Origin of the sequence: Heyndrickxia sp. FSL K6-6286, assembly GCF_038630395.1 — a bacterium.
Taxonomy (GTDB): domain Bacteria; phylum Bacillota; class Bacilli; order Bacillales; family Bacillaceae_C; genus Heyndrickxia; species Heyndrickxia oleronia.
In genome coordinates, this window is record NZ_CP152029.1 from 1,412,080 (window position 1) to 1,436,980 (window position 24,901).

29 protein-coding genes are annotated in these 24,901 nt (G+C 35.2%); 22 read left to right on the forward strand and 7 right to left on the reverse strand.

Going from position 1 to position 24,901, the window contains the following annotated elements; all coding sequences use genetic code 11:
• Window positions 1–51: 51 nt before the first annotated feature.
• From MHI39_RS06925 to MHI39_RS06995, 15 genes are all read left to right on the forward strand, one after another.
• Window positions 52–1,083 (forward strand): methionine ABC transporter ATP-binding protein, encoded by a 1,032-nt coding sequence (locus MHI39_RS06925; protein ID WP_058002795.1) that lies wholly within the window; start codon window positions 52–54, stop codon window positions 1,081–1,083.
• Window positions 1,076–1,744 (forward strand): methionine ABC transporter permease, encoded by a 669-nt coding sequence (locus MHI39_RS06930; RefSeq protein ID WP_058002794.1) that lies wholly within the window; start codon window positions 1,076–1,078, stop codon window positions 1,742–1,744. The genes MHI39_RS06925 and MHI39_RS06930 overlap by 8 nt, the downstream gene beginning before the upstream one ends.
• A gap of 27 nt (window positions 1,745–1,771) precedes the next feature.
• Entirely contained in the window at window positions 1,772–2,605 is an 834-nt protein-coding gene (locus MHI39_RS06935; RefSeq protein WP_058002793.1) for a MetQ/NlpA family ABC transporter substrate-binding protein, read from the forward strand.
• 927 nt (window positions 2,606–3,532) lie between these two features.
• The gene (gene sufC / locus MHI39_RS06940) at window positions 3,533–4,318 is read left to right on the forward strand and encodes a Fe-S cluster assembly ATPase SufC (protein ID WP_058002792.1); all 786 of its coding nucleotides are present in this window, start codon (window positions 3,533–3,535) and stop codon (window positions 4,316–4,318) included.
• A gap of 17 nt (window positions 4,319–4,335) precedes the next feature.
• Window positions 4,336–5,646 carry a Fe-S cluster assembly protein SufD gene (gene sufD / locus MHI39_RS06945; RefSeq protein WP_058002791.1) on the forward strand — a complete coding sequence of 437 codons (1,311 nt, stop codon included), beginning with the start codon at window positions 4,336–4,338 and terminating at the stop codon, window positions 5,644–5,646.
• Window positions 5,646–6,875, forward strand: a complete 1,230-nt coding sequence (locus tag MHI39_RS06950) for a cysteine desulfurase (RefSeq protein WP_342540946.1) — start codon at window positions 5,646–5,648, stop codon at window positions 6,873–6,875. Before sufD ends, MHI39_RS06950 begins: the two co-directional genes overlap by 1 nt.
• Window positions 6,865–7,299, forward strand: a complete 435-nt coding sequence (gene sufU / locus MHI39_RS06955) for a Fe-S cluster assembly sulfur transfer protein SufU (protein ID WP_058002789.1) — start codon at window positions 6,865–6,867, stop codon at window positions 7,297–7,299. The genes MHI39_RS06950 and sufU overlap by 11 nt, the downstream gene beginning before the upstream one ends.
• 65 nt (window positions 7,300–7,364) lie before the next feature.
• A complete protein-coding gene (sufB, locus tag MHI39_RS06960) occupies window positions 7,365–8,762 on the forward strand; it encodes a Fe-S cluster assembly protein SufB (protein ID WP_071976462.1) in 1,398 nt (465 codons plus the stop codon).
• 30 nt (window positions 8,763–8,792) lie between these two features.
• Complete coding sequence (locus MHI39_RS06965) at window positions 8,793–8,936, forward strand: hypothetical protein (protein ID WP_158022214.1); 144 nt, start codon at window positions 8,793–8,795, stop codon at window positions 8,934–8,936.
• A gap of 71 nt (window positions 8,937–9,007) precedes the next feature.
• A complete protein-coding gene (locus tag MHI39_RS06970) occupies window positions 9,008–9,853 on the forward strand; it encodes a DUF72 domain-containing protein (RefSeq protein ID WP_058002787.1) in 846 nt (281 codons plus the stop codon).
• A gap of 11 nt (window positions 9,854–9,864) precedes the next feature.
• Entirely contained in the window at window positions 9,865–11,238 is a 1,374-nt protein-coding gene (locus MHI39_RS06975) for a bifunctional UDP-sugar hydrolase/5'-nucleotidase (protein ID WP_342540947.1), read from the forward strand.
• Window positions 11,239–11,298: 60 nt separating this feature from the next.
• A complete protein-coding gene (locus tag MHI39_RS06980; RefSeq protein ID WP_058002993.1) occupies window positions 11,299–11,601 on the forward strand; it encodes a DUF1805 domain-containing protein in 303 nt (100 codons plus the stop codon).
• 60 nt (window positions 11,602–11,661) lie between these two features.
• Window positions 11,662–12,411: a sporulation protein YunB gene (gene yunB / locus MHI39_RS06985; protein ID WP_058002785.1), complete on the forward strand. Its 750-nt coding sequence runs from the start codon at window positions 11,662–11,664 to the stop codon at window positions 12,409–12,411.
• A 191-nt stretch (window positions 12,412–12,602) separates the two neighbouring features.
• Window positions 12,603–14,117, forward strand: a complete 1,515-nt coding sequence (locus tag MHI39_RS06990; RefSeq protein WP_058002784.1) for a sodium-dependent transporter — start codon at window positions 12,603–12,605, stop codon at window positions 14,115–14,117.
• Between the two features lie 2 nt (window positions 14,118–14,119).
• Window positions 14,120–14,233, forward strand: a complete 114-nt coding sequence (locus MHI39_RS06995; protein ID WP_071976460.1) for a methionine/alanine import family NSS transporter small subunit — start codon at window positions 14,120–14,122, stop codon at window positions 14,231–14,233.
• Between the two features lie 18 nt (window positions 14,234–14,251).
• Here the strand turns inward: MHI39_RS06995 and MHI39_RS07000 are convergent, their stop codons facing one another.
• On the reverse strand, window positions 14,252–15,217 hold the full coding sequence (locus MHI39_RS07000; RefSeq protein WP_235813255.1) for a M23 family metallopeptidase: 966 nt from the start codon (window positions 15,215–15,217) through the stop codon (window positions 14,252–14,254).
• 249 nt (window positions 15,218–15,466) lie between these two features.
• A complete protein-coding gene (locus MHI39_RS07005) occupies window positions 15,467–16,180 on the reverse strand; it encodes a YhcN/YlaJ family sporulation lipoprotein (protein WP_139254910.1) in 714 nt (237 codons plus the stop codon).
• A gap of 99 nt (window positions 16,181–16,279) precedes the next feature.
• On the opposite strand from MHI39_RS07005, the gene MHI39_RS07010 reads away from it, so the two are divergent.
• Window positions 16,280–16,555 (forward strand): YutD family protein, encoded by a 276-nt coding sequence (locus tag MHI39_RS07010; protein WP_058002782.1) that lies wholly within the window; start codon window positions 16,280–16,282, stop codon window positions 16,553–16,555.
• A gap of 13 nt (window positions 16,556–16,568) precedes the next feature.
• On the opposite strand, the gene MHI39_RS07015 is transcribed toward MHI39_RS07010, so the two are convergent.
• On the reverse strand, window positions 16,569–16,877 hold the full coding sequence (locus tag MHI39_RS07015) for a hypothetical protein (protein ID WP_058002781.1): 309 nt from the start codon (window positions 16,875–16,877) through the stop codon (window positions 16,569–16,571).
• A gap of 158 nt (window positions 16,878–17,035) precedes the next feature.
• On the opposite strand from MHI39_RS07015, the gene MHI39_RS07020 reads away from it, so the two are divergent.
• Together MHI39_RS07020 and MHI39_RS07025 are read left to right on the forward strand one after the other, a co-directional pair.
• Window positions 17,036–17,473, forward strand: a complete 438-nt coding sequence (locus MHI39_RS07020) for a DUF86 domain-containing protein (RefSeq protein WP_058002780.1) — start codon at window positions 17,036–17,038, stop codon at window positions 17,471–17,473.
• Between the two features lie 35 nt (window positions 17,474–17,508).
• Window positions 17,509–18,273: a TIGR01457 family HAD-type hydrolase gene (locus tag MHI39_RS07025; protein ID WP_058002779.1), complete on the forward strand. Its 765-nt coding sequence runs from the start codon at window positions 17,509–17,511 to the stop codon at window positions 18,271–18,273.
• A 129-nt stretch (window positions 18,274–18,402) separates the two neighbouring features.
• Here the strand turns inward: MHI39_RS07025 and MHI39_RS07030 are convergent, their stop codons facing one another.
• Complete coding sequence (locus tag MHI39_RS07030; protein WP_058002778.1) at window positions 18,403–18,900, reverse strand: phosphatidylglycerophosphatase A; 498 nt, start codon at window positions 18,898–18,900, stop codon at window positions 18,403–18,405.
• A gap of 137 nt (window positions 18,901–19,037) precedes the next feature.
• On the opposite strand from MHI39_RS07030, the gene yutH reads away from it, so the two are divergent.
• The gene (gene yutH / locus MHI39_RS07035) at window positions 19,038–20,045 is read left to right on the forward strand and encodes a spore coat putative kinase YutH (RefSeq protein ID WP_342540948.1); all 1,008 of its coding nucleotides are present in this window, start codon (window positions 19,038–19,040) and stop codon (window positions 20,043–20,045) included.
• A 630-nt stretch (window positions 20,046–20,675) separates the two neighbouring features.
• On the opposite strand, the gene MHI39_RS07040 is transcribed toward yutH, so the two are convergent.
• Both MHI39_RS07040 and MHI39_RS07045 read right to left on the reverse strand, forming a co-directional pair.
• Window positions 20,676–21,809 carry an IS110 family transposase gene (locus tag MHI39_RS07040; RefSeq protein WP_259544790.1) on the reverse strand — a complete coding sequence of 378 codons (1,134 nt, stop codon included), beginning with the start codon at window positions 21,807–21,809 and terminating at the stop codon, window positions 20,676–20,678.
• Between the two features lie 522 nt (window positions 21,810–22,331).
• Window positions 22,332–22,568, reverse strand: coding sequence for a NifU family protein (locus MHI39_RS07045; protein ID WP_058002776.1), 237 nt, complete (start codon window positions 22,566–22,568; stop codon window positions 22,332–22,334).
• Between the two features lie 132 nt (window positions 22,569–22,700).
• Here MHI39_RS07045 and MHI39_RS07050 point away from each other — a divergent pair, with 132 nt between their 5' ends.
• Together MHI39_RS07050 and MHI39_RS07055 are read left to right on the forward strand one after the other, a co-directional pair.
• Window positions 22,701–23,033 carry a YuzD family protein gene (locus tag MHI39_RS07050; RefSeq protein ID WP_058002775.1) on the forward strand — a complete coding sequence of 111 codons (333 nt, stop codon included), beginning with the start codon at window positions 22,701–22,703 and terminating at the stop codon, window positions 23,031–23,033.
• 67 nt (window positions 23,034–23,100) lie between these two features.
• A complete protein-coding gene (locus tag MHI39_RS07055; protein ID WP_058002774.1) occupies window positions 23,101–23,337 on the forward strand; it encodes a YuzB family protein in 237 nt (78 codons plus the stop codon).
• A gap of 277 nt (window positions 23,338–23,614) precedes the next feature.
• Here MHI39_RS07055 and MHI39_RS07060 read toward each other — a convergent pair whose 3' ends face one another.
• Entirely contained in the window at window positions 23,615–24,307 is a 693-nt protein-coding gene (locus tag MHI39_RS07060) for a DUF2225 domain-containing protein (RefSeq protein ID WP_058002773.1), read from the reverse strand.
• Between the two features lie 214 nt (window positions 24,308–24,521).
• Here MHI39_RS07060 and MHI39_RS07065 point away from each other — a divergent pair, with 214 nt between their 5' ends.
• Window positions 24,522–24,884 carry an iron-sulfur cluster assembly accessory protein gene (locus MHI39_RS07065; RefSeq protein WP_058002772.1) on the forward strand — a complete coding sequence of 121 codons (363 nt, stop codon included), beginning with the start codon at window positions 24,522–24,524 and terminating at the stop codon, window positions 24,882–24,884.
• The last annotated feature ends 17 nt before the right edge of the window (window positions 24,885–24,901 follow it).

Here is a 24,901-nt window from a genome sequence, read left to right on the forward strand (position 1 = left end):
TTGCCCAGATTATTGGAATACTAGGCGTCATATACAAGTGAGGTGGACAGCATGATAACCGTTCAAAAAGTAAAAAAAATATTTTCTACAAAAAATGGAGAAGTTACAGCAGTTAATGACATTAACATTGATATAAATAAAGGTGAAATTTTTGGTGTTATTGGCTATTCAGGTGCCGGGAAAAGTACGTTAATCCGTATGTTAAATGGTCTAGAAATTCCAACCTCGGGTAAGATTCATGTAGCTGGGAAGGAAATTTCAAGTATAAAGGGTGCAGAGCTAAGAAAAGCAAGACAAGGCATTGGAATGATATTTCAGCATTTTAATCTTCTTTGGTCACGTACTGTTAGGGAAAATATTTCTTTTCCTCTTGAAATCGCGGGTGTATCAAAACAGCAGCGTAGAAAAAAAGTAGACGAATTAATTAAGCTTGTTGGATTAGATGGAAGGGAAGAAGCATACCCTTCACAGCTTAGTGGTGGACAAAAGCAACGTGTAGGTATTGCCCGTGCTTTAGCAAATGACCCTCAAGTACTTTTATGTGATGAGGCGACTTCTGCATTGGACCCACAGACTACAGATTCTATTTTGGATCTATTAGTGGATATTAATAAAAGACTTGGATTAACGATTGTGCTAATTACCCATGAAATGCATGTGATTAGGAAAATTTGCCATCGAGTTGCTGTTATGGAAAATGGTCAGGTTGTTGAGATGGGAAGCGTACTTGATGTGTTTAGAAAACCTCAAGAGAAAATAACAAAACGTTTCGTTAGACAACTCACAGAACCTGAAGATACCCATGAAACAGTACAACAACTATTAAATATGTATTCAAGTGGACGATTAGTGAAGATTACTTTTATTGGAGGTTCTGCTGAACAACCGATTATAACTGATCTTATTAGGAATTATTCTCTTTCTGTAAATATTATTCAGGGCAACATCTCACAAACACAGAATGGATCATATGGGACATTGTTCATTCATGTAGATGGTGAGGAAGAAGAAATAAATAAGGGATTAACTTATTTACAAAAACAACAGGAGATTGAGCTAGAGGTGATGAAGGCAGATGCTTGAGAAATACTTTCCAAACGTAGATTGGGTTTCTATGTGGGATGCCACTAAAGAAACTATATATATGTCATTCTGGTCCGTGATTGCAACATTTGTAATCGGAATATTATTAGGTTTGTTATTGTTTTTTACAGCGAAAGGAAGTTTATGGGAAAACCGTGCAATAAACACAATTATCTCAGCAATTGTTAATGTTTTTCGTTCGATTCCTTTCATTATATTAATTGTTCTTTTAATTCCATTTACTAAAACAATTGTCGGTTCCATAATTGGGCCAGAAGCAGCTTTACCTGCATTGATTATAGGTGCGGCACCTTTTTATGCAAGATTAGTGGAGATTGGTCTAAGAGAAGTCGATAAAGGCGTTATTGAAGCAGCGAGGGCTATGGGTGCCAAGATGAGTACCATTATATTTAAAGTATTATTACCAGAATCAATGCCGGCCATTGTTTCAGGTATAACTGTTACATCCATTGCTATTGTAGGGTATACCGCAATGGCAGGTGCAATTGGTGCCGGCGGATTAGGAAATCTAGCCTATTTAGATGGTTTCCAAAGAAATCGTACAGATGTTACTTTTGTAGCTACAATTATAATTTTAATTATCGTTTTCATCATCCAGATGATTGGAGATTTAATTACAAGAAAAATAGATAAGCGATAACTTCATATTAAAGAGGAGGAAATACAAATGAAAAAATGGTTAGGTATACTTTTTGCAGCATTGCTTGTGTTTGGATTAGCGGCCTGTGGTTCTTCAGATGAAAAATCAAAAGGCGATGGTAAAGAAACAACTTTAGTAGTAGGAGCTTCAAATACTCCGCATGCAGTGATTTTGGAACAAGCAAAGCCTATTTTGAAGAAAAAGGGCATCAATCTTAAAATTGAGAAGTTCACAGATTATGTTTTACCGAATAAAGCATTAGATGGAAAAGATTTAGATGCTAACTATTTTCAACATATTCCTTATTTAGAAAAACAAATCAAAGAATTTGGATATGACTTTGTAAATGCAGGTGGCATTCATATTGAACCGATGGGGATTTATTCAAAAAAATATAAATCTCTAGATGAACTTCCGGATGGTGCTAAAATATTAATGAGTAATTCTGTCGCTGATCACGGTCGTATTCTAACATTGTTTGAAGAAAAAGGCTTAATTAAGCTTAAAGATGGTGTAAATAAGGATGAGGCAACGATTAAAGATATTGCTGAAAATCCAAAAAAATTAAAATTTGATTATGAATATGATCCAGCCTTCTTAACTACAGCATATAATAATGGAGAGGGAGATGCAGTTGTTATCAACTCCAACTTTGCTATTGATGTAGGTATGAATCCGAAAAAAGATTCTATCGCCATTGAAGGAGACGACTCACCATATGTAAATGTGATCGCTGTACGTAAAGGTGATGAAAACAAAAAATCAATTAAAACATTAGTTGAAGTTTTACATTCTAAAGAAATCCAAGATTTTATTAAAAAAGAGTGGAAAGGGTCAGTTGTTCCAGTCTCAGGTAAATAATATAGTAAAAAGCTTCGGAATTTTTTTCCGGAGCTTTTATTATTGGCAAATCAGTTTCAAAAATATTTGGTGCGAAAAAGAGTCATATCGTGCGAATCATATTTAATTTCGTGCAAATCACAATTGTTTTTGTGCGAATCAGGGGACAAGAATAGAATTCGTGCAAATCAAGATGGATTTCGTGCGAATCAAGAAAATTTTGAGCGAAATGCCCCCTCTTTTGTGCGAATCTAAAAAGTTCATTCCTGTTTCCTATTATAAAGTGAACACTTCATACATCTCCTCGAAACTAGCTATTATTTTGAAGCATTTAAGATCATTATTAAGTAATTAATAAAGTTTTTTACCATGACTCATGAATATAGAAGGAGATGCTTTATTAATCCGCCATATCCTTTTTGTTAAGATAGAAAATCTTTGTTATCATAAAGACCGTAAACAAAAAATGGAAGGAATGATTCGTTATTAACTCTCTTGAGTTACAGTACACAAATGATATGGAAAAGGCGTTGCATGGGGCACATGGAGTCGGTTACGAGGTGTACAAACAAAAGCACAAAGTAAGAATGCTTGTGGAAAAAAGGAGAGAGAGGGAATACGTTCGTTCCCAGCGGATGGTTGCAGACCTTGGACGAAAAATGCTAAATAGCTTATAATAATGATAGCAAAAACCAGTGTATCAAACACTGGTTTTTGCCCATTTTAAAATACATAATATAGTGAATTAGAGAATGAAGAATGGTGGGAGGGAAAAAACTAAATAGAATGTGTGTACATAGGAAAGTCCTAGAGCAGACTTTCTCCTTTCAAGAAAGTCCCACAGCAGACTTTCTCTATTGATAATAATTTTAATTTGTTATAAGATTATAATGAGAATAAATTGAGAATGAGATTTTGAAATTTTTAATATACAACGGAGGTATAATCATGGCAGGTTCTACACTTATCATTAAAGATCTTCATGTTGAGATCGAAGGAAAAGAGATTTTAAAGGGCGTTAATTTAGAGCTTAAAGGTGGAGAATTCCACGCAATTATGGGACCTAACGGAACTGGTAAATCCACTTTATCATCTGCGATAATGGGACATCCTAAATATACAGTAACAAAAGGTAGTATTACACTAGATGGTAAAGATGTTTTAGAAATGGAAGTTGATGAAAGAGCACGTGCTGGTCTTTTCTTAGCGATGCAATATCCAAGTGAAATTAGCGGTGTAACAAATGCTGAATTTTTACGTTCTTCTATCAATGCTCGTCGCGAAGAAGGAAATGAAATTTCATTAATGAAATTCATTCGCGAGATGGATAAAAAGATGGAATTACTTGAAATGGATCCAAATATGGCACAACGTTATCTAAATGAAGGATTCTCTGGCGGTGAGAAAAAACGTAATGAAATTCTTCAATTAATGATGATTGAACCAAAAATTGCAATTCTTGATGAAATTGATTCTGGTTTAGATATCGATGCATTGAAAGTTGTTTCTAAAGGAATCAATGAAATGCGCAGCAGTGAATTTGGTTGCTTAATCATTACTCACTACCAACGCTTATTGAACTATATTACTCCTGACTATGTACATGTAATGATGCAAGGACGTGTAGTTAAATCCGGTGGTCCAGAATTAGCACAACGTTTAGAGGCTGAGGGATATGACTGGATTAAACACGAACTTGGTATTGAAGACGAAACAGTAGGGCAAGAAGCATAAAGTTAGGAGGACTTAACATGACTGTAGAAACAAATCTTTCAGTGGATCAGGACTATGTTCGCTCCTTCTCAGAAGGAAACAGTGAACCAGCGTGGTTTACAGAACTTCGAATTCAAGCATTAGCTCAAGCAGAAGAGCTACCTATGCCAAATCCTGATAAAACTAGAATTACAAGATGGAATTTTACTCAATTTACAAAGCATTCGATTGAAAGTGGTACGTATCAATCACTAGATGTACTTCCTGAAGCGGTAAAATCTTTAATCGATGTAGAAAATGTAAATAAAAACTTATATATTCAACATAATCAAACTCCTGCCTATGTGGCTCTATCAGAAGAGCTAAAAGAAAAAGGCGTGATTTTTACTGATATTTTGACTGCAGTAAAAGAGCATTCAGATCTCGTACAAAAATATTTTATGAAGGATGCAGTAAAAGTTGATGAACATAAATTAACTGCATTACATGCAGCACTTGTAAATGGTGGAGTATTCTTATATATTCCTAAAAATGTAGAAGTGTCTGAGCCGATTCAAACTGTTTATGTACATGATCACACAGAGGCACCTCTATTTAACCATGTATTGGTAGTTGCTGATGATAATAGTTCAGTAACATATGTTGAAAACTATATTTCAACCAATGATCAAGCAAAAGGAATTGCAAACATCATTACTGAAATTATTGCAAACGGTAATGCAAAGATAGAATATGGCTCTGTTGACAATTTGGCAGAAGGTGTGACAACTTATGTCAATCGTCGTGGAGTCGCTTATCGTGATGCCAATATCGAATGGGCATTGGGAATGATGAATGATGGCGATACGATTTCAAATAATACAACTAATTTAATGGGAGATGGTTCAACTTCTCATTCAAAAACAGTTGTAGTTGGTCGTGGAAGTCAAACTCAAAATTTTACAACTCAAATTACTCATTTTGGAAAAAATACAGAAGGCTTTATTTTAAAGCATGGAGTAATGAAGGATTCTGCTTCATCCATCTTTAATGGAATTGGAAAAATTGAGCACGGCGCATCTAAATCAGACGCGGAACAAGAATCACGTGTTTTAATGTTAAGTGAAAAAGCGCGTGGGGATGCCAATCCAATGCTTCTAATCGATGAAGATGATGTTATGGCTGGACATGCTGCATCTGTTGGTCGTGTTGATCCTATTCAGCTTTACTATTTAATGAGCCGTGGGATCTCTAAAAAAGAGGCAGAACGTCTAATTATTCACGGATTCCTTGCTCCTGTAGTTAATCAATTGCCTATTGAAGGGGTTAAACGAGCTCTTACTGAGGTTATTGAAAGGAAAGTTAAGTAATGAATGCGAAGGAGATTCGTAAATTATTTCCGATACTTGACCAAGAAGTCAATGGACATCCACTTGTTTACTTAGACAGTGCTGCGACATCTCAAAAGCCGTATTCTGTTATCGAAGCATTAAATAAGTATTACCAAGAGGATAATTCTAATGTTCATCGTGGCGTGCATACACTAGGTACGAGAGCAACGGATAAATATGAGGGTGCACGGGAAAAAGTTCGCCGTTTTATAAATGCCAGCTCTACTAGTGAAGTTATTTTTACTAGAGGAACGACTACGTCAATAAATACCATTGCTAATAGCTTTGGACGTGATAATGTAAAAGAGGGAGATGAGATTGTCATCTCCTATATGGAACATCATAGTAATTTAATTCCATGGCAACAACTTGCTAAGCGTAATCATGCAACATTAAAATATGTCCCAATGCAAGAAGATGGAACAATTACACTTGAGGATGTTCGCAATACGGTCACTTCTAAGACAAAAATAGTTGCTATTATGCATGTTTCTAACGTTCTTGGTACAATAAATCCGATCAAGGAAATAACAAAAATCGCTCATGATAATGGTGCATTTATGGTAGTAGATGGTGCACAAAGTACCCCTCATCTAAAAGTAAATGTCCAGGATCTCGATTGTGATTTTTATGCATTTTCTGGTCATAAAATGTGTGGACCTACTGGAATCGGTGTGTTATACGGTAAAAAACAACTTCTTGAAAACATGGAACCAATTGAATTTGGAGGAGAAATGATCGATTTTGTCGATCTATATGATTCAACTTGGAAAGAACTTCCGTGGAAGTTTGAAGGTGGAACCCCAATTATTGCTGGTGCAATAGGTTTAGGTGCAGCAATCGATTTCCTTGAAGAGATTGGTATGGAAAATATATTAAATCATGAACATCATTTAGCTGAATATGCATTAAATCGTCTCAAAGAGATTGATGGATTATCGGTTTATGGACCACTTAATCCTATGGCACGTGCAGGGGTAGTAACTTTTAATTTGGATGATGTTCACCCACATGATCTTGCAACTGTCTTAGATGCAGAAGGTATTGCAGTAAGGGCAGGTCATCACTGTGCACAACCGCTTATGAAATGGTTAAAAGTATCAGCAACTGCAAGGGCAAGCTTCTACTTATATAATACAGAGGAAGATATTGACCGTTTCATAGCTGGACTTTTAAAAACAAAGGAGTATTTCAGCGATGTCTTTTAACAATCTAGATACTCTCTATCGACAAGTCATCATGGATCATTATAAAAACCCTCGAAATAAAGGGCATATAGATGAAAATAGTGTGATTATCGATATGAACAATCCGACTTGCGGCGACCGAATTCATTTAACAATGAAAGTAGAGGATGGAAAAGTAGTTGATGCAAAATTTGATGGGGAAGGTTGTTCCATCTCCATGGCCTCTGCTTCGATGATGACCCAAGCGATTATTGGGAAAGATACGGAAACAGCTGTAAAGCTTTCTCATGTTTTTTCTGAAATGATACAAGGCAATGAATATGAAGAAGATGAAGATTTAGGTGATATTGAAGCATTACAAGGAGTTTCAAAATTCCCTGCACGAATTAAATGTGCAACATTGGCTTGGAAGGCAATGGAAAAGGGTTTAGATTCTAAGAACTGATAAAATATCCTCTAGTCAAAAATAGATCGAAATGTAAAACAAAATAGGATGGAGGAATGATTGAAATGGCAAAAAAAATGCCTGAAATCGGTGATTATAAATACGGATTTCATGATAAAGATGTCTCTGTTTTCCGTTCAAAACGTGGATTAACAAAAGAAATTGTTGAAGAAATTTCTCGTATGAAAGATGAACCTCAGTGGATGCTGGATTTTCGTCTTAAATCATTAGAACATTTCTATAATAAACCTATGCCGCAATGGGGTGGGGACTTAATGGGCTTAGATTTTGATGAAATTACTTATTATGTAAAGCCATCAGAATCACAAGGTCGTTCTTGGGATGAAGTTCCAGAAGAAATTAAAAACACTTTTGATAAATTAGGAATTCCTGAGGCAGAACAAAAATATTTAGCTGGAGTTTCTGCACAATATGAATCAGAGGTAGTTTATCATAATATGAAGGAAGATCTTGAAAAGCTTGGAATTGTATTTAAAGATACAGATTCTGCGTTAAAAGAAAACGAAGATATCTTCCGTGAACATTGGGCAACAGTTATACCGCCAACTGATAATAAGTTTGCAGCATTAAACTCTGCAGTTTGGTCAGGTGGATCATTTATTTATGTGCCACCAGGTGTAAAGGTAGATACTCCACTTCAAGCATATTTCCGTATTAACTCTGAAAATATGGGACAATTTGAACGTACACTTATTATTGTTGATGAAGGTGCACATGTTCATTATGTTGAAGGATGTACTGCTCCTGTTTACACAACAAACTCACTTCATAGTGCAGTTGTTGAGATTATTATTAAAAAGAATGCATATTGCCGTTATACAACGATTCAAAACTGGGCTAATAATGTTTATAATCTAGTAACGAAGCGTGCAGTGTGTGAAGAAAATGCTACTATGGAATGGATCGATGGAAATATCGGGTCAAAATTAACAATGAAGTACCCAGCCGTACTTTTAAAAGGTGAAGGTGCACGTGGTATGACACTTTCAATCGCGATTGCTGGTAAAGGTCAACACCAAGATGCAGGTGCGAAAATGATGCACTTAGCACCTAATACTTCTTCAACAATTGTTTCTAAATCGATTTCTAAGCATGGTGGTAAAGTAACATACCGTGGTATTGTTCACTTCGGTCGTAAAGCTGAAGGGGCACGTTCAAATATTGAATGTGATACACTCATTATGGATAATCAATCCACTTCAGATACAATTCCATATAATGAAATCTTAAATGATAATATTTCATTAGAGCATGAAGCGAAAGTATCTAAAGTGTCTGAGGAACAATTATTCTATTTAATGAGCCGTGGTATTTCTGAGGAAGAAGCAACAGAAATGATTGTCATGGGATTCATTGAACCATTTACGAAAGAATTACCTATGGAATATGCCGTAGAAATGAACCGTCTAATCAAGTTCGAAATGGAAGGTTCAATCGGATAATAAATAAAAAAATCGCTTGGAGTATTCCAAGTGATTTTTTTATATAAAGCTTTTCTTACATCTTTCCGGAAGACATCAAAGCAAGTATCCTATGAGGATTTTACCATCCTATATGGGGAAGGATGGATTGGTGAAAAGAATGTTTTTATTAAAGGATTAAAGAATGATTTGTAAATATCAATCAATATGAAATATTCTTGTATATTTTAGCAATAAGCTACTATTCAATGTAAGGGGGGGAGCAAATGATATATATTGGTTTGGCTGGTTGGGGAGATCATGATACGATTTATCCAAATGGTTCGGCACAAAAGGAGAAGCTAAAGGAATATGCCGCACATTTTCCAATCGTGGAAGTAGATTCGACCTTTTATGCGATACCATCAGAAAATAGTGTAAGAAAATGGATCAATGATACCCCTGATCGTTTTCAATTTATTGTTAAAGCTTATCAAGGAATGACAGGCCATGGAAGGGGAAGTCATACTTTTAATTCAAGGGAAGAGATGTTTACTGCATTTTTAAATGCCATTCTTCCTTTTTATCAATCCGGAAAATTAGGTATGATATTATTACAGTTCCCCCCATGGTTTGATTGTCAAAAAAAACATGTAGATTATTTACGCTTTTGTAAAGAACAATTGAAGAATATGCCAATCGCATTAGAATTTAGACACCAATCATGGTTTTACCCTCAATTTAACGATGCGACATTAGAATTTATGAAAAGTGAAGGGTGGATTCATAGTATTTGTGACGAACCACAAATAGGTCAAGGGTCCGTACCTACTATCTTGAAAGCTACCCATCCATTGAAAACGCTCGTACGTTTTCATGGAAGAAATGTTTACGGGTGGAGGAAGCCACATAACGGAAATTGGCGGGAGGTTCGCTATTTGTATCGTTATAACCATCAGGAATTAACTGAATGGCAAGAGAGGATCCTATTGTTGGAAAAACAAAGCGAAGATATTTATATCATTTTTAATAATAACTCTGGTGGAGATGCAGCAGATAATGCAAAGCAATTAATTAACATACTTTCAATTGAATATAGTGGATTAGCGCCAAAACAATTAGATTTATTTTAGGAGAGTTATTCATGCTTGAAACCATCCATATTTACCATACGAATGATATTCATAGCCATCTTGAAAATTGGCCAAGAATTAGAGATTTCCTTATGAATAAAAAGATGGTACATCGTGACCATAGAGAAGATTGTTTCCTATTTGATATTGGAGATCATGTTGATCGGTGGCATCCTTTTACAGAAGCTACTATTGGCAAAGGAAATATTGGGCTGATGAATGCAGTTGGTTATACAGCAGCTACCATCGGAAATAATGAGGGGATCACCTTATCGCATCAGGAATTAGATTCTCTTTATTCTGATGCTGATTTTGATCTAATTTTAGCAAATGTATATGATAATAAAATGAATCGTCCTAATTGGACTGTCCCACATCAGATTTATCATTCAAAAGGTGGACTAAAAATAGGGGTTACAGCTGTAACAGCTTATTTCCAGCAACTCTATGAGCTTTTAGAATGGCATGTTGAAGAGCCTTTTAAGGAGTTGCATAGTCAAGTAAAAGAATTGAAAGAACAAGTCGATGTTTTGATCTTACTGTCCCATTTAGGTATCCATGATGATGAGAAAATCGCAACATTATTTCCAGAAATAGATTTGATATTGGGGGGACATACCCATCATATATTGGAAAAAAGGAAACTAGTTGATCGAACCTTATTAGCTGCCGCGGGGAAACATGGAAAGTTTATTGGGCATGTTAAACTTGAAGTTGATCTCGATAAAAAGATCGTTACGGATAAACAAGCGCAGTTGAACGAAACGGCTAAATTACCTCCGTCGCAAAATGAAAAAGAGGAAATTGCAGATTTTTATGAAAAGGGTAGAAAACTATTGTTTCAAGAGATTGTACGATTGCCAGAATCGCTATCTGTTGAATGGTTTAAGGAGTCCCAGCTAACGGTTTTGCTTTGTGAAGCAATTGAAGAGTGGTGTGACGCAGATTGTGCTTTTATTAATGCTGGTTTACTTCTCGATCATTTAGAAAAAGGAATGGTCACAAAATATGAGCTTCATAAAATTTTACCTCACCCGATTAATCCATGTTTAATTGAATTAAATGGAAGGGATTTGCATAGTGTTATTTTGCAAACCCTTGATCCGAAATGGCCAAAATTAGAACTGAAAGGCCTGGGCTTTCGTGGAACTATTTTAGGTAACTTTGTATATACCAATATATCTATCGAAGGCAGTGATATGTACATTAAGGATCAAAAAGTTCAACCTAATAAAATGTACAAACTTGGAACCATTGATATGTATACCTTTGGCCATTTTTTCCCTGAATTATATTTGGCTGATAAAAAATATTTTCTACCCGAATTTTTGCGAGATGTTATGGAATGGAAACTAAAAAAGGAATACAAAAGTGAAAAGCAGTAACCATATCCTTATTAACCCATACACATAATAGTAGGAAATTTGATGAAGGGAGCGATTAATGTGGTGACCATTGAGCCTATAACTATTCATGGACACACATTTATTGCGACAACTGTAAAACTGCCTAAGACGACGCTACTTACAGTTTCCAATGATCAAGGATATATTATGTGTGGTGCTTTGGATGTTCGCTTATTAAATGAGAAATTAACAGATCGTAAAATTATAGCCGGTAGAGCAGTAGGTGTGAAATCAATAGAGGAGTTGTTAGAATCTCCTTTAGAATCTATAACAATAGAGGCAGAAAATCGAGGAATTAAAAAAGGGATGATTGGAAAAGATGCGCTATTGAAAATGATCTAGAATTTCTATACCTAGAACCCCTCTTACAAGCATACATATAGCTTGTAAGGGGGGATTTTTTTGGGTAAATTTCGTCCGCGCAAATCCCGACGTGGTCCACTTCCATTTCGTTACGTAGTACTATTAACCTTTGCCTTTTTTATCTTTTCTACAATTGGTGGATTGGTGATTGTAAATAAAGGGTTAAAACCTACAATTGTTCGTTATGCGGAAAGTCAAAATCAAAAAATCGCTGCAAATGCAATTAGTTATGCAGTAAAAGAAATCGTAAAAAATATAGAATTAAATGATATGGTGAAATTTGTTCCTAATGAAAAAGGGAATGTTGCAGTAGTAGAAGGTAATCCAACCATGTTAAATAAAATGACAGCAGATGTGCAGCAATTGGTACAAAATTATTTAAATGGGGCAGAAGAGGGAAAGTTACAAGAAGTACAGGAAGGGAAATATAATAAAAGTACCGGTGAATTAGTTTACTCAGTACCATTAGGACGGGTAACAAATAATGTTCTACTTGGGAATCTTGGTCCAGATATTCCGACAAAGTTTCACGTCATTGGAGATGTCAAGGTGGATCCAAAGATTGTAATGGAGGAAGAGGGAATCAATAGCACTCACATTAAAACGTATATTCAGGTTACGGTCAATGTGCAAACGATTATTCCTTTTGCTTCTAAAGTGGCAGTCTATCACCAAACCATTCCTGGACCATTTGGATCATACAAAGGTGATATTCCGTTATATAATAGCAATGGCGAATCTAGTCCACCTTCCATTCAGCTAGATGAAAAAAAGGATAAAGATAAATAAATTTTAATAGTAGGGTCTATTCACCTATAAAATAGATCCTACTAAAGTAAATGAAATATTTAGAAAAGATAAAATATTAAATTGACATTAGGGTGCAAAATGCTATACTAAAATCAGATTATTTAAATAATCAGAATATAAAATAATATCCGATTGTTTAGTTGACAATTAGGTGATTAGGGGGGTACATAATGGATAATCGTCCACAGTGGGGATCGAGAGCGGGTTTCGTTATGGCAGCTATAGGTTCAGCGATTGGACTAGGGAATATTTGGAGATTCCCGGCAGTTGCCTATGAAAATGGCGGTGGAGCATTCTTTCTACCGTATCTCTTTGCACTTTTAACTGCAGGAATTCCTTTATTAATTCTAGAATTTACAATTGGTCATAAGTATAAGGGATCAGCACCGCTATCATTTACACGAATTAATAAAGGGAGTCAATGGCTTGGCTGGTGGCAAGTAGGGATTTCCTTTGTCATTGCAACCTATTATGCAGTTATCGTTGCATGGGCACTATCATATACTGTTTTTTCCTTTAAATTATCATGGGGCACAGATACAACTAATTTTTTGATCAAGGATTATTTGAAATTAGCTGACCCAGGAAAAACAGGAAGCATGGTTCCCGGAGTATTAATTCCATTAATTATTGTTTGGGTAGTAGTTTTAGGTATTATGTTTGCTGGTGTGAAAAAAGGAATTGAAAAAGCGAATAAAATAATGATTCCTACGCTAGTCGTTTTGTTTATGATTATAGTCATTCGTGCATTAACATTAGATGGTGCAGTTGAAGGACTAAATACATTCTTTCAACCAAATTGGAGTTCAATTTTGGATGGTAAAGTATGGGTAGCTGCTTATGGGCAAATCTTCTTTAGTTTATCAATTGGTTTTGCAATTATGATTACTTATTCTAGTTATCTTCCTAAAAAGACTGACCTTACAAATAACGCGTTTATAACAGGTTTTGCTAACTCATCATTTGAATTATTAGCAGGAATTGGTGTCTTTGCTGCATTAGGCTATATGGCTTCACAACAAGGAGTTCCTGTAGATGAGGTTGTAAGTAGTGGTGTTCTCCTTGCTTTCTCAGTATTTCCAAAAATCATCAATGAGTTTCCTGCTTTAAATGGGTTGTTTGGTGTCTTATTCTTCGGCTCATTAATATTAGCGGGATTAACATCTCTTATTTCTATTGTTGAAACGTTTATTGCAGGTGTACAAGAAAAGTTTCACGTATCGAGAACGAAGTCTGTAACTATTGGTGGTGGCTTAGCAGCCATAATTTCTCTCTTATATGCTACACAAGGTGGACTGAATTTCTTAGATACAGTGGATTATTTTATCAACCAATTCGGTGTTGCTCTAGCGGGGCTGTTTGAGGTTGTATTTATCGCATGGTTTGCAAAACAATTAAAACCTTTACAAAATCATGCAGATGCCATTTCTGATATAAAATTAGGGGCATGGTGGAGAATTTGTCTTTCTATCATTACACCAGTTGTACTTGGATATATGATGTATGATAATTTACGTCAAAACCTATTAAAAGAATATGGTGATTATCCTCGCGAATTCATTTTTAATTTTGGCTGGACGGTTGCTATTGGTGTTATCGTAGTTGCTACACTAATGGGCATTAAACGTTGGAAGGAAGATCAATTGCAATTACCGGTTTCTTCTAATCAAAAGGAGGTATCATAATTATGAGTGCGGGAGCTGTAACGATGATGATCATTGGAATTGTTATCATTTGGGGTGGATTGGGTGCAAGTATTCTTCACGCAATCAAGAAATCAAAACAGCGGGCAAGGATATAAAAAGGAATGGCCTCAGCATTATTTAGCTGAGGCTCTTTTTCTATCTAAAAGCTCCCATTGTTTTAAATATGGGTATGGATCAAATGACCATTCTGTTCGCCCATTGTCTTTATACATCCCGTAATGTAAATGTGGTGGGAATTTTCCTGATGTCCCTGGAGGTCCATAACCTGTACTTCCTACACTACCTATTAGGGTACCTGGTTTAACAATTTGTCCTACCTTCAAACCTTTAGAAAATCCATTTAAATGAGCATAATAGTGATAAGTGTTATTTATATCACGTATACCTACCCGCCAACCGCCATATTTATTCCATCCCTTCATTTCAATAATTCCATAGCTTGTTGAACGTACAGGTACGCCATAGCCAGCAAAGATATCTGTTCCTTCATGTATCCTTCTACCGCCCCAACCTCTGGAATCACCCCAAGTATTATGGTAAGTAAAATTATAACCCTTTGGCAGTGGGAAGGTTTTATGATTAAGATCTAATTTGCCAAAATGCTTATAAAGTCTTGCTTTTGCCATAATAATACTGACTGTTTTATCTCGCTTATAATAATCCCATAGTGCTAAACGAAAATGATCTTCATCTACTCCATAATTTAATATAAAATCGGCAAATGAAAAGATAACATCAGCATCGTCTGCTCGATTTGCTTTTCCATCGCCATTTCCGTCAACGCCAAATCCATTAAATAATTGGATCGATAAGGGAGACATATCATTTTTATTAGGATTTAAATAACCTGACCAGACTTCTGGAGGAATATATATTCCGGTAATCCCTTTTGCTCTCGGTAAATCATTTCTAACTGTCCGTATACTTCTCTCGTAATGATCAACAGCCGCAATATAGTACCAAGGAATTTGTGTAGTTATTTCTACTCTTCGGTATAATTCCATCCTTTTTTGATAGCTTTCTTCATCAGATGTGGCTTTGGAATTCGCATGACAGCTTACAGATAGAAAAGAAAAGATAAATAAAGTGCATATGAGAATACGCAATTTTAGAGCCTCCTCCTTAATAAATTGATGAGAAATATCGATAAGTGCAAGTATGATTGATTTAGTAACATGTTTAGTATTTGTAGGATAGGACAAATCATTAGGGATAAATTTTGGAAACAAGGCTCCTGTAGTGATACAAAAGAAAACATATGATTATATTTTAAAGCTTGTTAAGGCCTTATCGACTAAAAAAACTGCGCCAAAGCGACGCAGTAAGATTTATGAACCACCTTTTTTATATTGATTTCGATATTTATCGTTATCATTCATGTATTCTTTATCATCTGTCATTGTTTCACCATTTTCATTTTCTCCATTATTTAGTTTCGAGCCTTGGGGTGAACGGCTTAACATTCTTTTTATGACTCCATTAATCGCATTTTCATGATTGCCAGAGGCACCGTTCATGTAAGCAATATTTTCAATATCTTGTCTTAGTGAAGGATCATCTGTTACATAAACATGGTACCATCTAGGTACGACAGACAATGCAGTTTTTTTCACTTGATCAGCTATATCATTTCTTCCTTCTTTATCTTTTACATCAGTTCGATAAGCAATCAACACTTCTTCGTCTGTTACAAGTGAGGAGGCATCATGTACTTTTGGCAATGTAATGGCTATTTTACTTATGGTGTCTGCCACCTTTTCTCGATCGAACGTATTGTCCTGTTTAAAATTCACTGCTTTATTTGGTACAGGACTTTTTACTTGTCTTACATAACCGAATTCACTTGAACGTTCATTGGGCGTATTTACCTTTTCAGGGTTATATAAATCTTCTTCATTTTGTCTATTGATTGTATTTCCATTTTGCTTATAAATTCCAGAATTTTCAGCAACATCTTTATTATCATTGTTATTTCCGCAGGCTGATAGAAGAGCTGCACCTAAAATAGTCGCGGTAATCAATCCTTTTTGCAATAATAACACCTCCTATTTGTTATCTTGCACTGAAATTTTTTTTTTTTTCTTAGTAATTGATGGGGAATTAGTTATAATTTGAATAGGGACATTAAATGAGGTGAAAAAATGATAAATATCAATAATCAAACCTATGAAGTGATAAAAGATTTCCGAAATGGGTTTAATGAGGAAGCCTTTCGAAATCGATATAGTGAAATTTTGGCAAGATATGATTATATTGTAGGTGATTGGGGATATGGTCAATTAAGATTAAAAGGCTTTTTCGATGATCAAAATCCTAAGGCGGCATTTGATACAAAAATTGGTACACTAACTGAATATTTGTATGAATATTGTAATTTTGGTTGTGCTTATTTTGTAGCTAAGAAAATAGAAGGGTAGCCCCTTTAAGGGGCTAGTTGCTTTCATCATAAGGAGGTTCTTGGTTAACATCGTTATCATCATGGGTAGGATGTGCACCAGGATATTCCCGAGGTAAATCTTGGTGAAAGGATTTAAATTCGTAATTGAAGTTACTATATGGACGCTGTCCTTTTTTCCACGGGGACGATTTCCCTTGTACAGGTTCATTTTCCCCTCTTGGTGATCCATAGGGACCATCAGGTAGATCCTCAGCTGTAATAAAATTTCTTCTTGTTTCCACTGTAGAAAAGTCGGTATAAGGAATATCTTCTTTATCTATATGATCTAATTTTTCATCCAAAACGCTCACTCCCTTTTATATATTTATTTCTATTATGTGATCATTTCAAGTAAATAACTCGTCTACATTAGATGCTAAGAAAAAATAGAACAATGTGTTAAAATGAAATAGTAGAGACAATTACAGGATAAAAGTAGGTATGGAAGGGTGTCTTAATCGTGTATTTTGTAGACCGAGAAAAAATTGAAGAAACACTTCAATATATGGAAAGTAAAATCAAGCTATTAAATTCTACACAAATATGGGAAACTGATGTTGAAAAGGCAGCTTTAGAAAGAATTGCCCATACAATAATTGAATCCATATTGGATGTAGGAAATTCAATTATTGATGGTTTTATCATGAGGGATCCAGGAAGTTATGAAGATATTATAGACATTCTCGAAGATGAAAAGGTAATTACGGAACAAATTTCTAAAAGTTTAATTAAAATTGTTGCTTGGAGAAAGATCTTAGTTCAACAATATACATCGATTCAACATCAGCAGATGTATCAGGACTTTTCAATTCATATGAAGGCAATCGAAGGATTTGTTCCTTGTGTACGAACATATATAGAAAGTGAATTAGGACCAGTTTCTGCATTTAGAAATTAAATATAGCCAAACTTGATGGAAAGGACATCATAGATATGAAACAATATAAAGGATATTTAATTGATCTTGATGGTACAATGTATCGTGGAAGTGAAAAAATTGAGGCAGCAGGTCATTTCATTCATCGACTTCGAAATAAAGGAATTCCTTATTTATTCGTAACCAATAATTCATCGCGTACTCCAGAAGAAGTGGCTAAAAAGCTTCGTGAATTTGATATTCCTACAGAAGATGATCAAGTTTTCACGACATCCATGGCTACTGCTGAATATATGTATGGGCAGAATAAAAATGGAACGGTTTATGCCATTGGAGAAACGGGTTTACTAACCGCATTAAAAAATAAGGGCTTTTCTTTCGATGATCAAAATCCAGATTTTGTAGTAGTAGGAATTGATCGTGAAATTAATTATGAAAAATTATCCTTGGCATGCCTTGCTGTTAGAAAGGGTGCTACCTTTATTTCCACAAATGCAGATATTGCATTGCCTACTGAAAGAGGGTTCTTACCTGGTAACGGATCAATTACTTCAGTCATTACGGTATCAACACAAACTACTCCCATTTTTATTGGGAAACCTGAATCGATTATTATGAATCAGGCATTAGCATATTTAGGAACTGCTAAGGAAGATACAATTATGGTTGGCGATTTTTATGAAACCGATATTTTAGCAGGGATACGAGCGGGAATGGATACGCTTCTTGTTCATACAGGCGTAACGACAAAGGAAGATTTGCTGAATAAGGAGAAGCAACCAACTTATTCAATCGATTCATTGAATGAATGGGAATGTTAACCTTTCTATACGAGGAACCTGTGCAAAAAGATTGAACCTTTTTGCTCCAGGTTCTTTTTTAATATAGATTTAGTCTTTCGTTAATGTTTCTTCAATGTCAAGAAATCTTTAAAGGAGAATCTCAAAAATTTATTCTTCAACTGCACGATGTGCTAATCGGCTGGAGGCAGCTGCAGCAATCGCACCGACAATATCATCTAGAAATGTATGACATTGTCCAGAAGTATGGTCATTTAATTTCTTTAAAATACCTGGTTTTTGTTTATCAATGTAACCGTAATTTGTGAAGCCAATGGACCCATATACATTCACAATAGAAAATGCTAATATTTCATCAACTCCATACAAACTTTCATCTACCTCAATGATGGATTGTAATGGCTCTTCAAGCAGCTTTTTTTCAGCTAAAATATCTAATTGGATTCCAGTTAAAATGGCATTTTGAACCTCCCGTTTGGACAGCACTCGATTAATATTTTCGATACAATCCTCTAATTGCAAATTGGGATGATATTTCTGCTGAAGAAACATGACAAGTTCGGCAATATCCTCTATTTTGACACCGCGTTGATTAAGCCAATCCCTTGCTGTTTTCTCAGATAATGTCATTTTTTGATTATTATTCATACTTGATCACCTTTTTCTATTTAATAGTCATTCCTTATATAAGTGATTTTTTATTTCTTACTATTCCCTTAATCATTATTAAATGCTTCTATTTCAACATATACATAGAGAGGAGTGGATGGAAGGAGCGGATTATATTGTCTATTGATATCCTTAAGAAGTTTTTCAACATAACTCCTGAAAAGTCCTTCTTAGAAGGGAACTATGTTAGATATATGCATGAGAACACTCTATATACATTAATTCCAGTTACTACAATTCAAGAGGAACAATTAGTGGAATGGTATGAAATGTCAGAACATCTATTCGCACAAGGGGATAGATATGTTTCAAGATTTGTTTCTTCAAAGGATAGTAAATTTTTAATTACAGTTAATGATGAAGACTTTTGCTTATTGAAAAATAAATATCATTCAATACCTAGAAAAATAAATCATGGAAGAAAACTTGCAAAGTTTCACCTCCGAGGCAGATCATTAAGAACTGAATTACAAAATGTATCACGAATCGGACAGTGGAAGTCATTTTGGGAGAAACGATTGGATCAAATGGAAAAAGTATGGTACCAAAATGTGCAAAACCATCCTGATCATGAATTTGAATATTTATTTATAGACTCATTTCCATATTATATGGGGTTATGTGAAAATGCGATTCAATACTTAGTTGATACAGAATTAGATGATACCCCACAATTAATTGATGCAGGAACGATTTGTCATGAACGTTTTAATAAAAATACATGGGGGAAAAACCATTGGATTCGAAATCCATTTGATTGGGTTTATGATCATGCAACAAGGGATCTGGCAGAATGGATACGAGATCAGTATTTTCGAAATAAGCGTACCTTCTTGCCGGATTTGCAACAATTTCTAAGAAGCTATCAAAGCATAAGCCCACTTTCATCATTCTCATGGAGACTTCTTTATGCTCGATTATTTTTCCCTTTACATTATTTTGAATGCATTGAAGAATATTTTGTAACAGGTTCAGAGCATCGCAAGATAAGTTTAGAGGAAAAATTAAAACAAACTTTAAGAGATACAGAAGACTATGAACGTTTCCTTGGGGACTTTTTCCAAATAGCAGAGATACCAAGCAGAGGACAAAATCTACCTAGAGTTGAGTGGTTAAATAGATGAGAATCATAAGTAAAGAATCCTATTTAGTACATTTTGGTTGGCTACAATAGAATGTAGAAAATCTTATAGAAGGGACTTTATTTGTTATAAAAACCAACTGTTGGCTTTTACCCTAAAAACGGATCCAGGCGTTTTTAATGAAATATGCAGATCTTTTCTCAGGGAAAAGAGCTTTATTAATGGCTATAATTGTATAGTATAGCTATTGTAAAAGCCCAAATGCCGGCTTTTACCCTAAAAACGGATTCAGGCGTAGTTAATGAAATATATAGCTCTTTTCTCATTGGAAAGAATGAGATAGCTGCCTTCAACTAATAGGTATAAGATAAAAATACCCTATATAAAAAATGTTTGAGAAAAGAGCCTTATTAATGGCTATAATTGTATAGTAGCTATTGTAAAAGCCCAAATGCCGGCTTTTACCCTAAAAACGGATCCAGGCGTTTTTAATGAAATATGCAGCTCTTTTCTGTGAAAATAAAACTCCGCCTTTAAGAATAATTTATTAAGTTTAAACTTGATTAAAATGGTGCAAGCTATAAATAATTTAATTTGGGCAATAGGAAAGCAGAGCTACCGAATTTTTCGGTTTCTCGTTTAACTTTTCTGTTGTTTGTCTATAATGCTAATTTAAGTTGACTCATGGTAGGGTTCCTTATTCTGAAGCATATGATAGACAATAGTTAGCATTCGATGTCCGATGGCAACGAGTGCTTTTTTCTTTCCCCTTCTTGCAGCTAGTGACCAATATTTGATTCCTAATCTTTGATTCCGACTTCTTGAAACAGCCCACGCAGCCTCACACAATGCAGATTTAATATGAGGATTTCCTTTAACCGTTTTAGTGTTTTTTTTCCTTCCAGCACTTTCGTGATTTCCGGGCGACAATCCTGCCCATGATGCAAGATGTTTGGAGGTTGGAAATTGTCCCATATCTACTCCTATTTCCGCAATGATAACAGCTGCCGTGTCTTTCTTAATTCCCGGCATTGTAACCAGAAGCTGTACTTCCTCCTGATAGTTGGATAAAATGACGTCGATTCTTTTCTCGATATCTAATATTAATTCTTCTAAATTAACAATGTGCATCCAAGATTGCTTAATAAGAAATAGCTGGTGATCATTTAATGTTCCAAATAGTGAGTCGGTAATCAATTGCTTTTTATGGGCCATTCTTCCATGTATCTTTTGTTCGACATCTTCTTGATCGATATAACCTTCATTCATCAGTTGTTCCAATAGTTTTCGTCCTGATACTCCAAATATATCTGAAATAACTGTGCTTAATTTGATGTTTGAGGACTCTAGTACCTTTTGGATTCGGTTTTTTTCGGATGTCATGTGTCCAATCCATTTTTTTCTGAGGCGAGTCAAATCTCTCAAATTTCGAAAGTCTTCGGGAGGGACAAAACTTTTCTCTATTAAGCCATGTCTTAATAATTTAGCAATCCATTCAGCATCCGAAACATCTGTTTTCCTTCCAGGGACATTTTTAATCCTTTGAGCATTTGCCAAAGTAATATCAAAGAAATCCTCCAAGATATTGTATACAGGTTTCCAGTAGACGCCTGTACTTTCCATTGCGATGTGGGTTACTTCCTTCTCCTCAAGCCATTTAAGAAGATGAAACAGATCCTTCGTCAAAGTAGGAAATGTTTCGGTCTCCTTAATCAAGTCAGTTTCTGATTCTCCAAGAATGACACAGGCAACTATTGTTTCCGAATGAACATCTAGGCCTGCACATCGTTTGTGCAATGTTTCCATTTCACTCCACCTTCTGAAAATATTCCACAAACAGTGGAATGAATTTGAAATTAAACATTTTTCTGTTCGTAGTCATCTCTCGAAATTGAGAGAGCTAACAATGGGTTGTGCACCAAATTCATTCCAACAGTTTTCTCAACAGGGTAAGACCACCAATAAGAGCTACGTCATATACTCACTGTTTGTGGTATCTACATTATGGGACAGAGAACCCATTTTCATTCTGGGTTGAGAGCGAAAGATCATGAAAGTTTTCTCAGGGAAAAGAGCCTTATTAATGGCTATAATTGTATAGTATAGCTATTGTAAAAGCCCAAATGCCGGCTTTTACCCTAAAAACGGATCCAGGCGTTGTTAATGAAATATATAGCTCTTTTCTCATTGGAAAGAATGAGATAGCTGCCTTCAACTAATAGGTATAAGATAAAAATACCCTATATAAAAAATGTTTGAGAAAAGAGCCTAAAAAAAATGTGGAGCCGATATATCGACTCCACCATTATCATTTATTAAACATCAAAATTAAAATACTTGTTCAACCTCTACCACACCAGGAACTTCTTCGAACAACGCACGTTCAATACCTGCTTTTAATGTGATCGTTGAACTTGGGCATGTTCCACATGCACCTAGTAGGCGAAGCTTCACAATACCATCTTCAACATCTACTAATTCACAGTCTCCACCGTCACGAAGTAGGAACGGACGTAATTTATCTAATACTTCTTGAACTTTTTCAATGATTGTTGGTTCTGACATTCAATATCGACTCCTTTCCATAATCCTATTATAATCAGTAAACGAAAAAAAATCTATTAAAGAAATCGTTCTAATTTTCCCTTTTTATCTTTGAAATGTTGTACAATGAAAGAAAAAAGGGAGAAGAATCCTGTGGAAAAACAAGTGGAAATGATCATATATGGGGCTGAAATCATTTGTGCAAGCTGTGTAAATTTACCTTCTTCGAAAGATACGTATGAATGGTTAGGGGCAGCAGTTGCTCGTAAATTCCCTAATCAACCAGTGAACATTCGCTTGGTAGATATTTTTAATCCTCCAGAGGAAGAGGAGATAAAAAGCTTTGCTCAACGTGTAGTTGAAGAGGATATGTTCTATCCTGTTATTACATTAGAAGGACAGGTTGTTGGTGAGGGGAATCCACGATTAAAGACGATATATACAGAATTGGAGAAATATGGTTACAAAGCTGTTGAATCATTTTAAAGGGCGCATAAATTGACTGTTTGTATAAAAAAAGGTAGGATATTCTTTGGTAGTGAGGTGACTATCTTTGAATCCTATTATTGAGTTTTGTGCAAGCAATCTTGCAAGTGGAGCATTTAAAGCGCTTGAAATATTGGAAGAGGATCCAAATCTCGATATTGTTGAATATAGCTGTTTAGATTATTGTGATATTTGTGGTGAAGCTCCTTTTGCCCTCGTTAATGGAGATTATGTAAAGGGTGAAACTCCTGAGGAACTTGTAGAGAATATATATAAATATTTGGAAGAAAATCCAATGTTTTAGTATATCTCTTTTTTAATCTTATCATTTTGGAGTATCGTAGCTGCCATATTTGAAGCTTAAACTAGCTCTTTTTAAGGCGTTTGTCGTTCTTCAATCAATTTAAGAAAGAGCTTATCAAAAGAGAGAGACATGGTCTCTCTCTTTGATTATCAAGAGGTATAAAATTCATACTTGTTTCCGAAATTTGGTAGTTCTTCCTACTCTGTTTAGCTCTTGCGCAGATTTTCCCCTAGGTTTATTGGGCAGAACACGCTTTACTTGCAAATAAGCCCATTAATTATGCAGTACTTTTTTCGCCTCTAATTTCTTGCCACTGATCCTTGGCCATTTCGATAATAGTTCGTTCTGTTGTTGTATTTTGTTTTTCTATGACTTTAGATAGGTACATGACCGCTTGCTCAGTTTCGCCAATTTGATGTGATAAGGCAGCAATTAAGTACATTATCTTTAATTCTGACATTTGTGAACTATGATAATCACTATTTAAATAACACTCTAAATAATTATGCAGAGCGAAAGATATAAACCGCTGTTCCTGTTCTTTATTCTTCATTTTTCGATTGAGCCAAGCAATTCTCATATATAATCCAGCAATCGTAACTTTTTTTTCTTTCTTAATTTCAGCACAATAGGCTGCTAATTTATAGGAATCAATCGCTTGTCTAACCGTCCTTTGTTTTCCATAGTCTTGATGAACCCATCGATCCGAAACATTGTTTTTAATTTCCTCTTTTGTTTTAGGAGGGAAATATTTAGAAAAATCATCTGTAAACGAAAATCCACATTGAGGGCATACGAATACATGATAGAATAGAGGATTTAACTCTTCTGACTGATAATTAGGACAAAAGTCCTTGTCATAACGATCCACTTTTACGAAGCTTGAACGAATTTTTGTTGATGGGAATTTAGCTTCACAGTGTAGACATTGGACCTGTTTATCGTAAAACGGTGTTAAAGTAGTGTTCATCTTAATTGCCCCCTTCCTTAATTAATAGGTATTAAGACACTAATCCTATGTCCTATTATAATATAAAGATTTGCATAAATATAGGAATACATGAAAATTAATCATAACAAGCGAATGAGTTGAGTGTGTCATCGCAAGGGTATATAATTAAATGTAAACTTCATATGATGTAATTGTAGATAAAAGCAGAATTTTGAATTGGAGGTGAAAATTGATGAGCGAGGTAGTAATAATTACTGATGCTGCTGCACTTCAAATTAAAGATATGATGAAGCAAAATGAAGAAGAAGGTGCTTTTCTTCGTGTTTCTGTAAATGGTGGAGGCTGTACGGGCTTATCCTATGGAATGGGATTCGATCATGAGAAAAAGGATGATGACATCGAAGACGTCCAGCATGATTTGACTATACTAGTTGATAAAGAAAGTGCTCCTATTCTTCAAGGAACTAAAATTGACTATAAACAATCACTTATGGGTGGCGGCTTTACCATCGATAATCCAAATGCGATTGCTTCCTGTGGATGCGGTTCATCATTTAGAACAGCGAAGGTTGCTGGAACGCCGGAGAATTGTTAATAAATATAAGTAAAGAC

Bases quoted from the DNA above. Each gene is read 5' to 3' on its own strand.
- MHI39_RS07030 (WP_058002778.1), bottom strand. From the start codon at position 18,900: ATGAATAATAATCAAAAAATGACATTATCTGAGAAAACAGCAAGGGAT.
- sufD (WP_058002791.1), top strand. From the start codon at position 4,336: ATGACTGTAGAAACAAATCTTTCAGTGGATCAGGACTATGTTCGCTCC.
- MHI39_RS07025 (WP_058002779.1), top strand. From the start codon at position 17,509: ATGAAACAATATAAAGGATATTTAATTGATCTTGATGGTACAATGTAT.
- MHI39_RS07065 (WP_058002772.1), top strand. From the start codon at position 24,522: ATGAGCGAGGTAGTAATAATTACTGATGCTGCTGCACTTCAAATTAAA.
- MHI39_RS06975 (WP_342540947.1), top strand. From the start codon at position 9,865: ATGCTTGAAACCATCCATATTTACCATACGAATGATATTCATAGCCAT.
- MHI39_RS06995 (WP_071976460.1), top strand. From the start codon at position 14,120: ATGAGTGCGGGAGCTGTAACGATGATGATCATTGGAATTGTTATCATT.
- MHI39_RS06990 (WP_058002784.1), top strand. From the start codon at position 12,603: ATGGATAATCGTCCACAGTGGGGATCGAGAGCGGGTTTCGTTATGGCA.
- MHI39_RS07045 (WP_058002776.1), bottom strand. From the start codon at position 22,568: ATGTCAGAACCAACAATCATTGAAAAAGTTCAAGAAGTATTAGATAAA.
- MHI39_RS07060 (WP_058002773.1), bottom strand. From the start codon at position 24,307: ATGAACACTACTTTAACACCGTTTTACGATAAACAGGTCCAATGTCTA.
- MHI39_RS06930 (WP_058002794.1), top strand. From the start codon at position 1,076: ATGCTTGAGAAATACTTTCCAAACGTAGATTGGGTTTCTATGTGGGAT.
- MHI39_RS06925 (WP_058002795.1), top strand. From the start codon at position 52: ATGATAACCGTTCAAAAAGTAAAAAAAATATTTTCTACAAAAAATGGA.
- MHI39_RS06935 (WP_058002793.1), top strand. From the start codon at position 1,772: ATGAAAAAATGGTTAGGTATACTTTTTGCAGCATTGCTTGTGTTTGGA.
- sufU (WP_058002789.1), top strand. From the start codon at position 6,865: ATGTCTTTTAACAATCTAGATACTCTCTATCGACAAGTCATCATGGAT.
- sufB (WP_071976462.1), top strand. From the start codon at position 7,365: ATGGCAAAAAAAATGCCTGAAATCGGTGATTATAAATACGGATTTCAT.
- sufC (WP_058002792.1), top strand. From the start codon at position 3,533: ATGGCAGGTTCTACACTTATCATTAAAGATCTTCATGTTGAGATCGAA.
- MHI39_RS07010 (WP_058002782.1), top strand. From the start codon at position 16,280: ATGATAAATATCAATAATCAAACCTATGAAGTGATAAAAGATTTCCGA.
- MHI39_RS06970 (WP_058002787.1), top strand. From the start codon at position 9,008: ATGATATATATTGGTTTGGCTGGTTGGGGAGATCATGATACGATTTAT.
- MHI39_RS06950 (WP_342540946.1), top strand. From the start codon at position 5,646: ATGAATGCGAAGGAGATTCGTAAATTATTTCCGATACTTGACCAAGAA.
- MHI39_RS07040 (WP_259544790.1), bottom strand. From the start codon at position 21,809: ATGGAAACATTGCACAAACGATGTGCAGGCCTAGATGTTCATTCGGAA.